12 protein-coding genes are annotated in these 16771 nt (G+C 66.9%); 3 read left to right on the forward strand and 9 right to left on the reverse strand.

Annotation, left to right across the window (positions count from 1 at the left end; genetic code table 11):
- Window positions 1-21 precede the first annotated feature (21 nt).
- From EYF70_RS04700 to tal, 4 genes are all read right to left on the reverse strand, one after another.
- Entirely contained in the window at window positions 22-1500 is a 1479-nt protein-coding gene (locus EYF70_RS04700) for an efflux transporter outer membrane subunit (RefSeq protein WP_131144368.1), read from the reverse strand.
- On the reverse strand, window positions 1497-4658 hold the full coding sequence (locus EYF70_RS04705) for an efflux RND transporter permease subunit (RefSeq protein ID WP_131144369.1): 3162 nt from the start codon (window positions 4656-4658) through the stop codon (window positions 1497-1499). The genes EYF70_RS04700 and EYF70_RS04705 overlap by 4 nt, the downstream gene beginning before the upstream one ends.
- On the reverse strand, window positions 4659-5837 hold the full coding sequence (locus EYF70_RS04710) for an efflux RND transporter periplasmic adaptor subunit (RefSeq protein ID WP_131144370.1): 1179 nt from the start codon (window positions 5835-5837) through the stop codon (window positions 4659-4661).
- A 185-nt stretch (window positions 5838-6022) separates the two neighbouring features.
- Window positions 6023-6952, reverse strand: coding sequence for a transaldolase (tal, locus tag EYF70_RS04715; protein ID WP_131144371.1), 930 nt, complete (start codon window positions 6950-6952; stop codon window positions 6023-6025).
- Window positions 6953-7241: 289 nt separating this feature from the next.
- On the opposite strand from tal, the gene EYF70_RS04720 reads away from it, so the two are divergent.
- Window positions 7242-8492, forward strand: a complete 1251-nt coding sequence (locus EYF70_RS04720) for a D-amino acid dehydrogenase (RefSeq protein ID WP_131144372.1) — start codon at window positions 7242-7244, stop codon at window positions 8490-8492.
- A gap of 8 nt (window positions 8493-8500) precedes the next feature.
- On the opposite strand, the gene EYF70_RS04725 is transcribed toward EYF70_RS04720, so the two are convergent.
- The 5 genes from EYF70_RS04725 to pgi all read right to left on the reverse strand — a co-directional run bounded on the left by EYF70_RS04725 (window position 8501) and on the right by pgi (window position 13947).
- Window positions 8501-8899 (reverse strand): VOC family protein, encoded by a 399-nt coding sequence (locus EYF70_RS04725; RefSeq protein ID WP_131144373.1) that lies wholly within the window; start codon window positions 8897-8899, stop codon window positions 8501-8503.
- 15 nt (window positions 8900-8914) lie between these two features.
- Window positions 8915-9769, reverse strand: coding sequence for an SIS domain-containing protein (locus EYF70_RS04730; RefSeq protein ID WP_130187991.1), 855 nt, complete (start codon window positions 9767-9769; stop codon window positions 8915-8917).
- Between the two features lie 18 nt (window positions 9770-9787).
- Window positions 9788-11260: a glucose-6-phosphate dehydrogenase gene (gene zwf, locus EYF70_RS04735; protein ID WP_131144374.1), complete on the reverse strand. Its 1473-nt coding sequence runs from the start codon at window positions 11258-11260 to the stop codon at window positions 9788-9790.
- Between the two features lie 138 nt (window positions 11261-11398).
- The gene (locus EYF70_RS04740) at window positions 11399-12301 is read right to left on the reverse strand and encodes an SMP-30/gluconolactonase/LRE family protein (protein WP_131144375.1); all 903 of its coding nucleotides are present in this window, start codon (window positions 12299-12301) and stop codon (window positions 11399-11401) included.
- Window positions 12298-13947 carry a glucose-6-phosphate isomerase gene (pgi, locus tag EYF70_RS04745; protein ID WP_131144376.1) on the reverse strand — a complete coding sequence of 550 codons (1650 nt, stop codon included), beginning with the start codon at window positions 13945-13947 and terminating at the stop codon, window positions 12298-12300. Before pgi ends, EYF70_RS04740 begins: the two co-directional genes overlap by 4 nt.
- Before the next feature lie 222 nt (window positions 13948-14169).
- On the opposite strand from pgi, the gene edd reads away from it, so the two are divergent.
- The gene (gene edd, locus EYF70_RS04750) at window positions 14170-16092 is read left to right on the forward strand and encodes a phosphogluconate dehydratase (protein ID WP_131144377.1); all 1923 of its coding nucleotides are present in this window, start codon (window positions 14170-14172) and stop codon (window positions 16090-16092) included.
- The gene (gene eda, locus EYF70_RS04755) at window positions 16093-16719 is read left to right on the forward strand and encodes a bifunctional 4-hydroxy-2-oxoglutarate aldolase/2-dehydro-3-deoxy-phosphogluconate aldolase (protein ID WP_131144378.1); all 627 of its coding nucleotides are present in this window, start codon (window positions 16093-16095) and stop codon (window positions 16717-16719) included.
- Window positions 16720-16771 lie beyond the last annotated feature (52 nt).

Genomic DNA, 16771 nt, shown 5'->3' on the forward strand with positions numbered 1-16771 from the left:
GGAAGTGTAGATCCCAGTCCGCTACCGCAAGCCGCCCCCCAGCGCCCGATACAGGTCGATGGCACTGGTGGTGCGCAGCAGCCGCGCCTGCACCAGTTCCTGCTCGGCCGAGAACAGCTCGCGCTGCGCGTCGAGCACGTCCAGCGAGCTGGCCACGCCGTTCTCGAAGCGCAGCGTGAGCAGCCGCAGGCGTTCGGCCTGGGCATCCTGGATCGCCCGCTGCGCGGCCACCTGGTCGCCCAGGTAGCTGCGGGCGGCCAGCGCGTCGGCCACTTCGCGGAACGCGGCCTGGATGGTGCGTTCGTAGTCGGCCACGGCGATATTCTTGCGCACTTCGGAAAGCGTGAGGTTGGCGCGGTTGCGGCCGGCGTCGAAGATCGGCAGGGTCAGCTGGGGCACGAACGACCAGGTGTCGTTGCCGCCGTCGAACAGTTGCGAGAATTCCGGGCTGGCGCTGCCGATCGCCGCCGTCAGCGAGATGCGCGGGAAGAACGCGGCGCGCGCGGCGCCGATATTGGCATTGGCCGCGATCAGCCGCTGCTCGGCGGCGCGGATGTCCGGCCGGCGCGTGATCAGGTCGGAGGGCAGGCCGGCCGGCACGGCGCTCATCGCGTCGATCCGCGCATCGTCGGCCATCGGGGGCGCGGTGTCGGCCGGCTGCGCGGGCGGCGCGCCCACCAGCAAGGTCAGCGCGTTGGCGGCCTGCGCCCGCTGCCGGGCCAGCGCCAGGGCCGCCGCGCGCGCCGTTTCCATCAGCGTCTCGTTGGAGCGCAGGTCGAGCAGGGACGACGCGCCCGCATCGAGCCGTTGCCGCGTCAGCTCGAACGTGCGGCGGCGCGCCTCATACGTGCGCTGCGCCAGCGCCAGCTGTTCGGCAAAGGCGCGCTCGGTGAAATACGCCTTGGCCACCTCGGCCACGATGCTGATCTGCGCCGCCTGCCGCGCCTCGTCGCTGGCCAGGTAGGTGGCCAGCGCCGCTTCCGACAGGCTGCGCACGCGGCCGAAGAAATCCAGCTCGAACGCGGAAATCGACAGCCCGGCGTCGAAGCGCTCGCCGATCGATGGCTGGCCCGTGGCGGGGGTCAGGAAGCCCGGGGTGCGCGCCCGCGTGCCGGACAGCGCCGCATTCACGTTCGGCAGGCGGTCGGCCCGCGTCACGCGGTAGGCCGCACGCGCCTCCTCGATCCGCAGGGCGGCGGTGCGCAAGTCGCGGTTGTTTTCCAGCGCCGTGGCGATCAGCGCCTGCAGCCGCCCGTCGGGGAAGAATTCGCGCCAGCCGGTATCGACGGCGCTTTTCGCATCGGCCGCGGGCGGCGCGCCCTTGCCGTCCGCGGCGGCCGGCGTGGCGGGGAAGTCGGCGGCCACCGGCGCGGCCGGGCGCTCGTACTTCGGCGCCAGCGAACAGGCCGGCAACAGGGTCGACAACGCGCCGGCGGCCAGCAGGGCCGTGGCGCGGCGCGAAAGTGATGTTGACAGCAAGGGCAATAGTATCGGCTTCATGGCTTGGTCTCCGGCAGGTCCAGTTCATGCGCGGCGACGCGGCGCTGCCGCTCGCTGCCCTTGAAGATGCGGCGGATCACGACAAAGAATACGGGCACCAGGAACACGGCCAGCACGGTGGCCGTGATCATGCCTCCCATCACGCCCGTGCCGATGGCGCGCTGGCTGGCCGAACCGGCGCCGCTGGCCACCACCAGCGGCAGCACGCCGAGGATGAACGCCAGCGATGTCATGATGATCGGGCGGAAGCGCAGGTGCACCGCTTCCAGCGTGGCCTCGGCCAGGCCCATGCCCTGCGCCTGCAGGTCCTTGGCGAATTCGATGATCAGGATCGCGTTCTTGGCCGACAGCCCGATGATGGCGATCAGGCCCACCTTGAAGTACACGTCGTTCGGCAAGTCGCGCAGATGGGCGCCGAGCAGCGCGCCCAGCACGCCCAGCGGCACCACCAGCAGCACGGCGATCGGGATCGATTCGCTTTCGTACAGGGCCGCCAGTACCAGGAACGCGGCCAGCAGCGACAGCGCGAACAGCATCGGCGCCTGGGCCCCGGAGGTACGCTCTTCCAGCGACTGGCCGGTCCAGTCGATGCCGAAGCCGGGCGGCAGCTGGGCGGCCAGCCGTTCCAGCTCGGCCATCGCATCGCCGGTGCTGTAGCCCGGCGCGGCATTGCCGGTCAGCTTGATCGCCGGGTAGCCGTTGTAGCGCACCAGCTGCACCGGGCCGTTGATCCAGCGCGTGGTGGCGAAGGCGGAGAAGGGCACCATGTTGCCGCCGCCGTTCGCCGCGCTGCCGGAACGGACGTTCAGGCGCAGGATGTCTTCCGGCTGCATGCGGCGGCTCTGCTCGGCCTGCACGATCACGCGCTGCTGGCGGTTGTTGCTGTTGAAGTCATTCACGTACGAGGAGCCCAGGCCGGCGGACAGCGTGGTGTTGATGTCGGCGAACGTGACGCCCAGCGCCTGCGCCTTTTCGCGGTCGATGTCCACCTGCAGCTGCGGCGCGTCCTCCAGCCCTTCCGGCCGCACGCCGCTGAGCACCGCGCTCTTGCCGGCCATGTCCAGCAGCTGGTTGCGGGCATTCATCAGCGCGGCGTGGCCCAGCGAGCTGCGGTCCTGCAGCCGGGCGGTGATGCCGGTGGCGTTGCCCAATTCGCGGATCGGCGGCGGCGACAGCGGGAACACGATCGCATCGGCAATGCCGGACAGCGCGCCGAAGGCGCGGGCGGCCAGCGCGTCGGCCGACTGGTCCTTGCCGCGTTCACTCCAGTCCTTCAGCGGCACGAACACCAGGCCGGCGTTCTGGCCGTTGCCCGAGAACGAGAAGCCGGCCACGGCGATGGTGCGCGCCACTTCCGGCTGCTGGCGGAAATACGCATCCACTTTCGCCAGCACCGCGTCCGTGCGGGAGCGCGAGGCACCTGGCGGCAGCTGCACGTTGGTGATGATGTAGCCCTGGTCCTCGTTGGGCAGGAACGACGACGGCAGGCGCACGTACAGCCACGCCACCAGCGCCAGCAGCACGGCGAAGACCAGCATCCAGCGCCCGGTGCGCGCGATGATCCTGGCTACCATGCCCTGGTAGCCCGTGGCGGTTTTCGCGAACGTGCGGTTGAACCAGCCGAAGAAGCCGCGCTTTTCCACGTGGTGGCCTTTTTCCACCGGCTTGAGCATGGTGGCGCACAGCGCCGGCGTCAGGGTCAGCGCCATCAGGGCCGAGAACGCCATCGCCGCCACCATCGACAGCGAGAACTGCCGGTAGATGGCGCCCACCGCGCCGCCGAAGAAGGCCATCGGCACGAACACGGCGATCAGCACCAGCGTGATGCCGATGATCGCGCCGGTGATCTGCGTCATCGCCTTGCGCGTGGCCTCGCGCGGCGACAGGCCTTCCTCGCTCATGATGCGCTCGACGTTCTCGACGACCACGATGGCATCGTCGACCAGGATGCCGATCGCCAGCACCATGCCGAACATGGTCAGCACGTTGATCGAGAAGCCGGCCAGCTGCATCACGGCGAAGGTGCCCATCAGCGCGACCGGCACCACGATGGTGGGGATGATGGTGTAGCGGAAGTTCTGCAGGAACACGTACATCACGATGAACACCAGCAGCACCGCCTCGAGCAGCGTCTTGACCACTTCCTCGATCGAGATGCGCACGAAGGTCGAGGTATCGTACGGCACCGTGTACTTCAGGCCGGGCGGGAAGAACTTCTGCAGCTCCTCCATCTTGGCTTTCACCAGGTCCGCCGTGGCCAGCGCGTTGCCGGTCAGCGACTGCTGCACGGCGATCGCCACGAACGGCTGGCCGTTCAGGCGCGCGCTGATGTTGTAGCTGGAGCCGCCCAACTCCAGGCGCGCCACGTCGCCCAGCCGCACCGTGGAGCCGTCCGGATTGGCGCGCAGCACCACCCTGGAGAACTGCTCGATCGACGTCAGCTGCCCCGTCACCACCACCGGCGCCTGGTACTTCTGCGTGGTGGGGTTGGGCAGGTCGCCGATCGTGCCGGAGGTGACCTGGGCATTCTGCGCGCGGATCGCCGCCGTCACGTCGCTCATGTTCAGCTTGAAACCGGTCAGCTTGTTCGGGTCGACCCACACACGCAGCGCGCGCTCGGAACCGAACAGCTGCGCCTGGCCCACGCCGGGAATGCGCTTGATCTCGTTGACGACGTTGCGCGCCATGTAGTCGCCGATGGCGTTCGGGTCCATCCGCCCGTCGGTCGAATACACGCCGACGAACATCAGGATGTTCGAGCGTGCCTTGTTGACCTGCACGCCCTGCTGGGTGACCGCCTGCGGCAGGCGCGATTCCACCCGCTTGATGCGGTTCTGCACATCCACGGCGGCGATGTCCGGATTGGTGCCGGGCTGGAAGGTGACGGTGATCGTCACGCCGCCGGCCGCGTTGCTTTCCGATTCCACGTACTGCAAGCCTTCGGCGCCGTTCATTTCCTGCTCGATCACGCTGGTCACGGCATCGTCGAGCACCTGGGCGGTCGCGCCCGGGTAGTTGGCCGTCACCACGATCGACGGCGGTGCGATGGTGGGGTACTGGGCAATCGGCAGCACCGTGATGGCCAGCGCGCCGCCGAGCAGGATGAACAGCGCGATCACCCATGCGAACACGGGCCGGTCGATGAAGAAGCGTGGCATCTACGCCCCCTTGGCGGCCGGTGCTGCCTGGGAACCTCCCTGCGCCGGCTGCCATGCCTGCGGCGTGACGGGCGAGCCGGGCTTGGCCTTCTGGAAGCCTTCGACGATGATCCGTTCACCGCCTTTCAGGCCTTCGCTGACGATCCATTTGTTGTCCATCGACGCCTCGGCCTTCACAGGCTGGGCGATCACCTTGTTGTCGGCCCCCACGATCATCACGGAGGCGCCTTCCGCGCCGCGCACGATGGCCTGCTGCGGCACCGTGATCGCGGCTTCGTCGATGCCCTGCTCGAGGCGGGCCCGCACGTACATGCCCGGCAGCAGCGCGCGCTTCGGGTTCGGGAACTGGGCCCGCAGCGACACGGTACCGGTGCTTTCATCGACCGAGGCATCCGAGAACAGCAGCTTGCCGGCGGCCTGGTATGGCTCGCCGGTTTCCAGCATCAGCGTCACGCGCGCCGCCTCGCTGCCCACGCTTTTCAGGCGCCCGCTGGCCAGCGCCTGGCGCAGCTGCTGCAGCTCCGTGGCCGATTGCGTCACCGTCACGTAGATCGGGTCGAGTTGCTGCACCAGGGCCATCGGCGTGGCTTCGCCCTCGCCGACCAGCGCGCCCTCTGTCACCAGCGCGCGGCCCACGCGGCCGGCGATCGGCGCCGTCACTGTCGCGTAGCCCAGCGTGAGGCCGGCGGTCTGGCGCGCCGCCTTGGCGGTGGCCAGGTCGGCGGCGGCCTGCTTTTGCGCGGTGACGGCGTCGTCGTATTCCTGCTGGCTGACGGCCTGCGCGGCCAGCAGCGGCTTGTAGCGTTTCTCGCGCAGGTTGGCCTGCGCCAGGTTGGCTTCGGCCTTCTGCACGGCCGCCTCGGCACTGGCGAAACCGGCCCTGAATTCGGCCGGGTCGATGCGGAACAGTACCTGCCCGGCCTTCACGTCCGACCCTTCCTCGAATTCCCGTTTCAGCACGATGCCCGGCGTGCGCGCCCGCACCTGCGCGACCCGGAACGCTTCCACGCGGCCGGGCAGTTCATCCGTCACCGGCACGGCGGCCTGCGAGACGGTGATCACCGAAACGGTGGGCGGCGGCGGGGCGGGGGGAGCGGTTTCCTTCTTGCCGCAGGCGGCAAGCAGTGACAGGGACAGGACGGCGACAGCGGCAGGCGTGCAACGTGCGACATGACTCATGGATGATGTCTCGCGAAAGAACGGCAGGGCGGCGGAACTGCGGAAGGTGCGATAGTTATTTTATAACAGCCAAGATAACGTTTTCGCATAAGCCCATAAAAAGAAAGGGAGCCGAAGCTCCCTTTCTTTTTGCAAGTTACCGGCAGATACGCGACGTTGCGGCGCGTATTGCCAGGTTCCCGCTATTAGCGCATGCCGGAAATGATCTGTTTCAGCTTGCCCGAGTCGGCGCAGAAGGCGCGGATGCCTTCGGCCAGCTTTTCGGTGGCCATCGCATCTTCGTTCAGCATGAAGCGGAAGGTCTTTTCGTCGACGGACATCTTGGCCATTGCGCCGGCGCTCTCCGCCGTCAGCTTGCGCTCGACCGGTTCGTTCGAGTCGGCCAGCTTTTGCAGCAGGTCCGGGCTGATCGTCAGCAGATCGCAGCCGGCCAGTTCCAGGATCTGGCTGGTGTTGCGGAAGCTGGCGCCCATCACCTCGGTCTCGTAGCCGAACTTGCGGAAGTAGTTGTAGATCTTCTTCACCGATTGCACGCCCGGATCTTCCGCGCCTTCGTACTCGATGCCGGTCTGCTTCTTGTACCAGTCATAGATGCGGCCGACGAACGGCGAGATCAGCTGCACGCCCGCTTCGGCGCAGGCGATGGCCTGCGGCAGCGAGAACAGCAGCGTCAGGTTGGTGTGGATCATTTCCTTTTCGAGGATCTCGGCGGCCTTGATGCCTTCCCAGGTGGAGGCAATCTTGATCAGCACGCGCTCGCGGTCGAAACCGGCGCGCTCGTACAGGTCGATCAGTTCGCGGCCCTTGGCCACGTTGGCTTCCACGTCGAACGACAGGCGCGCATCGATCTCGGTGGACACGCGGCCGGACACGATCTTCAGGATCTCGCCGCCGAAGGCGATCAGCAGCCGGTCGATCACCTCGCCGGTGGAAGCGTGCGGGTTGTCGCGCACGGCTTTTTCCAGCAGCGGCTTGTACTCATCCTTCTGCACCGCCTTCAGGATCAGCGAAGGGTTGGTGGTGGCGTCGCGCGGCGTGTACGCCTTGATCGACTGGAAATCGCCGGTATCGGCAACGACTTTGGTGTACTTCTTGAGCTGTTCGAGTTGATTCATGACTGGGCCAGGCGATTGGGGAGAAACCGCAATTGTACCGAATCGCGCCGCCTGAATAGTTTCCAGAAATCGGGGACTGTCCCCAATCCACGGAAATATTTCCTCAAATCGGGGACTGTCCCCCGTTGCAAAACGACCAGCGTTTGATGGCATTATTCGAAATAGTGCCGCATTGGCCAGTGCCCGGCTTATACGATAAGGCTTCAAAAGGCAGGGGGCCGTCCCCGTTTTTTGGAAACATTCCGACAACTCGGGTATCCTTGCGCCACTCCGCACAGGCTCGTCCACCATGAAACACATCGCAGTCATCGGCGCCGGCGTTACCGGTGTCACCACGGCTTACGCGCTGGCGCGGCGTGGCTTTTCGGTCACAATCGTCGAGCGGCACCGCTATCCGGCGATGGAAACCTCGTATGCGAACGGCGGCCAGTTGTCGGCTTCGCATGCGGAAGTTTGGAATCACCCGGCCACGCTGCGCAAGGGCCTGCGGTGGATGACGCAGCCGGATGCGCCGCTGCTGCTGCACCCGGCGCCCACCTGGCACAAGCTGTCATGGCTGGCGAAGTTCGTGGCGGCGATTCCCCGCTACCGGGACAACACGGTGGCGCTGGCCCGCATGGCCGTCGCGGCGCGCAGGCACCTGTTCGCCTGGGCGGAAGAGGAGGGCATCGATTTCGACCTGCGCCGCGAAGGCATCCTGCACCTGTATCGCGACAAGGCCGGTTTCGACCATGCACAGCAGGTCTCGCGCCTGCTGGCGGAAGCGGGGCTGGTGCGCCAGGCGGTGACACCGTCGGAAATGCGCGCCATCGAACCCGCGCTGAGCGGGGACTACTATGGCGGCTGCTACACGGACAGCGACAGCAGCGGCGACATCCACCGTTTCACCACCGGCCTGGCCGCCGCCTGCGTGCGCCGCGGCGTGCAGCTGCTGTGCGAGCGTGATGTGCTGGCGCTGGCGCCGCATGACGATGGCGTCACGCTCACGCTGCGGCATGGCGGCGAAACCGCCGTGCAACGCTTCGACGCGGCCATCATCTGCGCCGGCACGGCCAGCCGCGCGCTGGGCCGGATGGCCGGCGACCGGATCGACGTCTACCCGGTCAAGGGGTATTCGATCACCGTGCACCTGGAAGACGCGGCCAGCCGCGCCGCCGCGCCCACCGTCAGCCTGGTCGACGATGCGCCCAAGCTGGTGGCCAGCCGTTTCGGCGCCGACCGTTTCCGCGTGGCCGGCACCGCCGAATTCGCCGGCTTCGACCGCGACATCCGCCACGACCGCATCCGGCCGCTGCTCGACTGGGTCCACCGCGAATTCCCCGAAGTCCGCACGGCCCGCGTGCAGCCCTGGGCGGGCCTGCGGCCCATGATGCCGGACCTGCTGCCGCGCGTCGGCAAGGGGAAATCGCCGCGCATGTTCTACAACACGGGCCACGGCCACCTGGGCTGGACGCTGGCAGCCGCCACGGCGGAACAGGTGGCGCGGCAAGTCGAAGAAACCATGCAGCCGGGCGCGGCGCGTTCGCCGCTGGCGGCCTGAAAGGGAGGCTACGCCGGCGGTGCGTGGCACACCACGCAGATCTTGTTCCCGTCCGGATCGCGGAAGTACGCGCCATAGTAATGCGCGTGGTATGCGGGCCGCGGGCCCGGCGCGCCTTCGCATGTCCCGCCGCACGCCAGCGCTTCGGCGTGGGCCTGCCGGACGATTTCCCGGTCCCCGGCCATGAATGCCACCATCTGCCCGTTCCCCGCCTCGTGCACCCGGCCATCCTGCGGTGCGCCGATCAGGAACAGGGGGCGGGCATCGTCGCTGGCGCTCTGCCATCCGGCCCAGGGGCGGCCGCGGTCGCAGAAGCGCTGTTCGATGCCGAGGATGCGCATCAGCGGTTCATAGAACGCCAGCGCGCGGTCGAAGTCGGTGACGCCGATGAAAACGTGGGAAAACATGTAGTGCCGACTGCCTTATCCGATGAACGAATCGAACTGCACCTCGAACTCCTGCAGCGCCTTTTGCGCGTTCTGCATCTTGCGCCGGAATTCCGGGCCGCGCTGCAGGGCCAGCCCCACGGCCAGCACGTCGATGACGACGAGGTAGGCGAGGCGCGCCGAGATCGGCGTGTAGGGATCGGTGTTGAAGATCAGGTCGATCGGGATCAGCACCGTGCCCAGGTCCGCCAGCGGCGTGCCGGACGGCGCCAGCACGATCACGTCCGCGCCGCCGTCGCGCGCCAGCTGGGCCGAGCGCACCAGTGCCGGGCTGTTGCCGCGCTGGGAGATGGCCACCAGCGCATCGCCCTTGCGCAGCAGCGCGGCGGCGATGTTGTGGATGGCCGGATCGCTGTACGCGACCGTGGGCACGCCGGAGCGGAAGAACTTGTGCTGCGCGTCGGCCGCCACGATGCCGGAGGTGCCCTGGCCGTAGAACTCGATCTTGTTGGCCAGCGACAGGATGTCCAGCGCGCGCTGCACCGGCTCGTGGTGCAGGTTGTTGCGCAGGTCGAGCAGCGTGTTGATCGAGCGGCTGCAGATCTTGTTGATCAGGTCCGCGGCGAGATCGTCCTGCGAGGGTGCTTCGTTCAGGCCGGGCAGGGCCACGGCCAGGCCCTGCGCCAGCTTCAGCTTGAACTCGTGCCAGCCATCGTAGCCCAGCGTGCGGCAGAACCGCACGACCGTGGGTTCGGACACCTGGGCGCTCTTGGCCAGCGCCGTGATGTTCGAACTCACCGTGCGCGACGGATTGTCGAGCACGGCCAGTGCCACCTTGCGCTCGGACTTGGACAGCGAATCGAGCTGGGTGCGGATGGAGTCAAGCAGCATGCGTGTCTATTCCTCGCCTCAGTCTTCGGGCAATGCTTCTTCGCGCCACTGCAGCCCGTCCCGCCCGATCAGCGCGGACGAGGCGGCAGGCCCCCACGTGCCCGACGAATACGGCAGCGGCGCCGTGTCGTCCTGTTCCCAGTTGGTCAGGATCGGCTCGACCCATTCCCAGGCCGCTTCCAGTTCGTCGCCGCGCATGAACAGCGTGAGCTGGCCGCGCAGCACGTCGAGCAGCAGGCGTTCGTAGGCATCCATGCGCGGCGCCTTGAACGATTCGCGGAAATCCAGTTCCAGCTCGGCCGGCTTGAGGCGCATGCCTTCGCCCGGCGTCTTCGCCATCAGGTTCATGCGCAGGCCTTCGTCCGGCTGCAGGCGGATCACCAGCGAATTGGGCTGGAAGCTCGACGTCGGCTGCTGGAAGATCGAGTGCGGGATCTGCTTGAAGCGCACCACGATCTCGGCCAGGCCATCGGCCATGCGCTTGCCGGTGCGCAGGTAGAACGGCACGCCGGCCCAGCGCCACGTGTCGATCTCGGCCTTCATCGCCACGAAGGTCTCGGTGCGCGAGCCCTGCGGCGCATCCGGTTCGTCGCGGTAGCTCGGCACGGCCTGGCCATCCACATGGCCGGCGCGGTACTGGCCGCGCACGATGTTCTGCGCCAGCGTGGTGGGGGTGAAGCGTTTCAGCGAGCGCAGTACCTGCAGCTTGGCGTCGCGCACCGCGTCCGGCGAGGTCGATGCCGGCGGTTCCATCGCCACGATGCACAGCAGTTGCAGCAGGTGGTTCTGCAGCATGTCGCGCAGCGCGCCCGAGGTGTCGTAGTAGCCGATGCGGTTGCCCACGCCCAGTTTCTCGGCGATGGTGATCTGCACGTCCGAAATCCATTCGCGGCGCCACAGCGGCTCGAACAGGATGTTACCGAAGCGCAGCGCCAGCAGGTTCTGCACGGTTTCCTTGCCCAGGTAGTGGTCGATCCGGTAGATCTGCGATTCCTCGAAGACCTCGCCCACTTCGCGGTTGATCTGCTTGGCCGAGGCCAGGTCGCGGCCCAGCGGCTTTTCCAGCACCACGCGCGACGCCGGCGTGACCAGGCCGTTTTCCTTCAGGTTGTCGCAGATCTGCGCGAACAGCGCCGGCGGCGTGGCCAGGTAATACACGCGGGTCAGGCCCGCATCCGGGCGCAGCGCATCGGCCAGGCCGCGGTAGCTGGACGGGTCGGCCGCGTCGACGGCCACGTACACGATACGGCGCGTGAATTTTTCCCAGTTCTCGGCGGTGACCTTGGGGGTCTTGATGTGCGGGCGCGACGTGGTGTTGACCATGTCGATGAATTCTTCCGTGGTGTTCTCGTGCCGGCCGACGCAGACGATGCGCGCGGTGGGCGGCAGGTCGCCGCAAACGTCCCGCGAGAACATCGCGGGCAGCAGCTTGCGCATCGCGAGGTCGCCACTGCCGCCGAACAGTACCAGGTCAAAATCGGAAAGTGCCATGATGGGTGTCTTGTAAGATCGTAGAGAAAGCGCGGTGCAAGGCGGCGAAACCGCCTCGCGGAAGCTGCGCGCTGAAAGCTTACTACTTGAATTGCTGGATTTGACGAAAATATACTACAAAATCGTCAAGCCTGCAGCTCAGGGCTGGTAGGCTGGCGGCTCCAGCCCGGCGACCGGCACGCGCACCGACAGCACGCGGCCCGACAGCGGGAATTGTTCGAGTTCCGCGGCCGGGCGCTTGCCCGCGGTGGTGATGTACAGCGTGCGCAGGTCGTCGCCACCGAAGGCCACCATGGTCGGGCAGCGCACCGGCAGCGCGATCGCATCGAGCTCCTCGCCGGACGGCGACAGCTTGACGATCCGCCCGCCCTCGAACATCGCCACCCAGTAATTGCCTTCGCTGTCGACCGCCGCGCCATCGGGCCGGCCGCCATAGCCGTTCTCCTTGTCCATCGAGAACTGGCGCATTTCGCGCGGATTGGCTACCGTGCCGCCCGCGAGATCGAAATCGTAGCGGGTGATGCGGTGCGACGTGGTGTCGGCGTGGTACATCGTGCGGTTGTCCGGGCTGAACCCCAGGCCGTTCGAATTGGTCATGCCGCCGGACCAGGCCAGGCGCACCGCGCCCTTTTCCAGTACATACATCTCGGCGGCGGGCTGGTCGCGCGGTTCGTAGATGGTGCCCACCCAGAAGCGGCCCGTGGCGTCCGGCTTGCCGTCGTTGAAGCGGGCCTTGGTGCGGTCGAAGGGGGAGGGCGCGATCTCGGTCACGGCGCCCGTGCCGGTATCGAGGTGCACGAAACCGTTGCGGGTGGCGACCACCAGGCCGCCGCCGGCATGCCGCGCCAGCGACGACGGTTCGCTGGTCATGATCCACGACGTGTGGGCGCCGCTACCCGCATCCGTTCGCGTGTTCAGCCGGTGCACGGCCAGGCCATCGATATCGACCCAGTACAGCGCCTGTTCCTGCGCCAGCCACAGCGGGCCTTCGCCCACCTGCATCACGCCATCGAAGGCGACGGTGACATCATAGGTGCTCATTCGATCTTCGCTCCCTTGGCCATCACGATCAGGCCATTGGTGGAGCTGTCGTGCGCGGCCGGGTCCACGTCGCCTTCCAGCTCGGCCTGGATCTTCTTCGCCAGCACCTTGCCCAGTTCCACGCCCCACTGGTCGAAGCTGGCGATATCCCACAGCACGCCCTGCACGAAGGTCTTGTGCTCGTACAGCGCGATCAGCGCGCCCAGCGTGGCCGGGGTCAGGTGTTCCATCAGGATCGTGTTCGACGGGCGGTTGCCGGGGAACGTGCGGTGCGGTACCAGTTCGTCGATCTTCGCTTCCGGCACGCCTTGCGCGGCCAGCTCGGCGCGCACCTCGTCGCCCGTCTTGCCCTTCATGAAGGCTTCCGACTGGGCGAAGCAGTTGGCCAGCAGCGCATCGTGGTGGCCGGCCAGGTCGTGCGTGGGCAGCAGCGCGGCGATGAAGTCGATCGGCACGATGTCGGTGCCCTGGTGCAGCAGCTGGAAGTACGCGTGCTGCGCGTTGGTGCCGCACTCGCCCCACACCACCGGGCAGGTGGCGGTGTCGACCGGCTGGCCACCCTTGGTGACGCGCTTGCCGTTGCTTTCCATGTCCAGCTGCTGCAGGTAGGCCGGGAAGCGGTTCAGGTCCTGGTGGTACGGCGCGATCGACAGGGAGGAAGCGCCGATGAATTCACGGTTCCAGAAGCCGAGGAGCGCCAGCAGCACCGGCATGTTCTGCTCCAGCGGCGCGCTGCGGAAATGCTCGTCCATCTCGTGCGCGCCGGCCAGGAAGGTCTCGAAGTAGCCGAAGCCCACGGCCAGCGCCACGGACAGGCCGATCGCCGACCACACCGAATAGCGCCCGCCCACCCAGTCCCAGAACGGGAACATGTTGTCCGGATCGATGCCGAATTTCGTGACCGCTTCGGTGTTCGTCGACACGGCCACGAAGTGGCGCGCCAGGTCTTCTTCCTTGCCCTCGCACAGGAACCAGCGGCGCGCGGTCTGCGCGTTCAGCATCGTCTCGGCGGTGGTGAAGGTTTTCGAGGCCACGATGAACAGCGTGGTCTCCTGGTTCAGGCTGGTCAGCACCGCATCCATGTCGTGGCCATCCACGTTGGACACGAAGTGCATGTTCAGGCGCGGATGGGCATACGAGCGCAGCGCCAGCACGGCCATCTTCGGGCCCAGGTCGGAGCCGCCGATGCCGATGTTGACGATGTCGGTGATCGGCTTGCCGCTGTAGCCCAGCCAGTTGCCGTTGCGCACCCGGTCGGTGAAGGTCTTGATGCGGTCGAGCACCGCGTGCACGTCGGCATTGACATCCTGGCCGTCGACGACGAGCTGCTTTCCGCGCGGCATACGGAGGGCCGTATGCAGCACGCTGCGTTGTTCGGTAAGATTGATTTTCTCACCAGCGAACATGGCGTCGCGCTGGCGTTCCACGCCGCGCTCGCGGGCCAGGTCGACCAGCAATTCCACGGTGCGCCGGGAAATGCGGTTTTTCGAATAGTCGAGGAACAGGCCGGCGGCGTCGACGGTCAGCGCGGGGAAACGCTGCGGTTCCGCAGCGAACAGGTCGCGCAGGTGCCATTGTCGTGCATCGGTGGCGTGGGATTGCAGGGCCTGGTAGGCGGCGGTGGTGGTGAGCATTGGCTGGCGCATGAGACTTCTGTGTCAGTTTTGGATAGATGAACTATACAGGAAATGTCGGTAACTTCACTACGGATAAGCTTCAATTGCGGTAAAAATGTTTGTTTTTATGCTCTGGCCGCCGTGCGATTTCCGGCGGTCGCGGCGCTCGCGAAGCGAGTCAAAACCACGCCAGGCAGCACGCCCTTGCCCTTCTGTAGTAAAATTTCGGGAATTCATCGATAAGGAAGCATAATGGCCTTGCACCCAGTCCTCGAACAAGTCACTGCGCGCATCATCAAGCGCAGCCGTCCGTCGCGCGGCGCCTACCTGGCGCATCTCGAAGCCGCCCGCATCAAGGGCCGCCCGCAACGCAGCACGCTTGCCTGCACCAACCTTGCCCACGGTTTCGCCGCCTTCCCGGCCAACGACAAGCTGGTATTGAAAGAGGTGAAGAAGCCCTCGGTGGCGATCGTGTCCGCGTATAACGACATGCTGTCGGCGCACCAGCCATTCGAGCACTTCCCGCCGATCATCAAGGAAGCGGTGCGCGAGGTAGGCGCGGTGGCGCAGTTCGCCGGCGGCGTGCCAGCCATGTGCGACGGCGTGACCCAGGGCCAGCCGGGCATGGAGCTGTCGCTGTTCTCGCGCGATGCGATCGCCATGAGCACGGCGATCGCCATGTCGCACAATATGTTCGACTCGGCCGTGTACCTGGGCGTGTGCGACAAGATCGTGCCGGGCCTGGTGATCGGCGCGCTGCACTTCGGCCACCTGCCGGCCGTGTTCGTACCGGCCGGCCCGATGACGTCCGGCCTGTCGAACAAGGAAAAGGCGGCGATCCGCCAGCGCTATGCGCAAGGCAAGGCCACCCGCGAGGAATTGCTGGAAGGCGAGTCGCAGTCGTACCACGGCCCCGGCACCTGTACTTTCTACGGTACCGCTAACAGCAACCAGATGCTGATGGAAGTGATGGGCCTGCACCTGCCGGGCGCCGCCTTTATCACGCCGTACACGGAACTGCGCGACCAGCTCACCGCCGCGGCGGCGCAGCGCGCGGCGCAGATCACGGAACTGGGCAACGAGTACATCCCGGTCGGCCACGTGGTCGATGAAAAGTCGATCGTCAACGCGATCGTGGCGCTGCTGGCCACCGGCGGTTCCACCAACCACACGCTGCACCTGCCGGCGATCGCCCGCGCGGCCGGCATCCTGATCGACTGGGACGATTTCAACGACCTGTCCGCCGTGGTGCCGCTGCTGGCGCGCATCTACCCGAACGGCGAAGCCGACGTGAACCACTTCCACGCGGCCGGTGGCACCGGTTTCATCATCCGCGAACTGCTCGACGCCGGCCTGCTGCACGACGACGTCACCACCATCCTCGGCAAGGGCCTGCGCAACCACTGTAAAGAGCCGTTCCTGGCCGAAGGCGGCAAGGGCGTGGTGTTCCGCGATTCGCCGCTGGTCTCGGGCGACGACAAGGTGGTGCGCACCGCCGCCGAGCCATTCTCGAAGGATGGCGGCATGGTCAAGGTGGAGGGCAACCTGGGCCGCGCGATCATGAAGGTGTCGGCCGTGAAGGTCGAGCACCGCACCGTGGAAGCGCCGGCGATCGTGTTCAATTCGCAGGAAGATTTCATGGCCGACTACAAGGCCGGCAAGCTCGATCGCGACTTCGTGGCCGTGATCCGATTCCAGGGCCCGCGCGCCAACGGCATGCCTGAACTGCACTCGCTGACGCCGGCGCTGGCCAACCTGCAGGATGCCGGCCGCAAGGTGGCGCTGGTGACCGATGGCCGCATGTCCGGCGCGTCCGGCAAGGTGCCGGCGGCGATCCACGTGTCGCCCGAAGTGCTGGCCGGCGGCCCGCTGGGCCTGGTGCGCGACGGCGACATCATCACCGTCGACGCGGTCACCGGCACGCTGGAAGCGAACGTGCCCGCCGATGTCTGGCATTCGCGCGCGCTGGCCCAGGCCGACCTGACGCCGAGCCATATCGGCATGGGTCGCGAACTGTTCGCCATGTTCCGCAACAGCGTGTCGGCCGCGGAGGCGGGCGCCGCCACGTTCCCGCTGCCGTCGCCGATCGATACCACCGTCGAGCTGCACGGCGGTGACGACGTGGGCAATACCGTGCCCGGTTCCGATGAAGATTTCCTTGCCAAGAAAGCGTAAATGACCATGAACCTGCTCGACATTATGCGTACCTCGGCCGTGATCCCCGTGATCGCGATCGACGATCCCGACCACGCCGTCCCCCTGGCCAAGGCGCTGGTCGCCGGCGGCATCCGGGTGCTGGAAGTCACGCTGCGCACGCAGCACGGCCTGGCCGCGATCCGCGCCATGAGCGAAGTCGAAGGCGCGATCGTCGGCGTCGGCACGCTGACGCAGCCGGAAGAATTCGCCGCCGCGCGCGATGCCGGCGCCGTGTTCGGCGTGTCGCCGGGCTTGACCGATGCGCTGATCGGCGCCGCGAAATCGTCCGGCCTGCCACTGCTGCCGGGCGTGATGACGCCATCCGAAGTGATGAAGGCGCGCGAACAGGGCTTCAGGCAATTGAAGCTGTTCCCGGCGGTGCCGGCGGGTGGCGTGGGCATGCTGAACGGCATCGGCGGCCCGCTGCCGGACATCACGTTCTGTCCCACCGGCGGCATTTCGCAGGAAAACGCGCCGGCCTTCCTGGCGCTGAAGAACGTGGCGTGCGTGGGCGGTTCCTGGCTGACGCCGAAGGATGCGATGCAGGCGGGCGACTGGGCCCACATCACGGCCCTGGCCAAGGCGGCCAGTGCACTGCGCGGCTGATCGCCACACGATGCGAAAAACAACGGCGCCGGCAGGCGCCGTTTTTACATCT

This window comes from Pseudoduganella albidiflava (assembly GCF_004322755.1).
GTDB classification, from domain to species: Bacteria; Pseudomonadota; Gammaproteobacteria; order Burkholderiales; family Burkholderiaceae_D; genus Rugamonas; species Rugamonas albidiflava.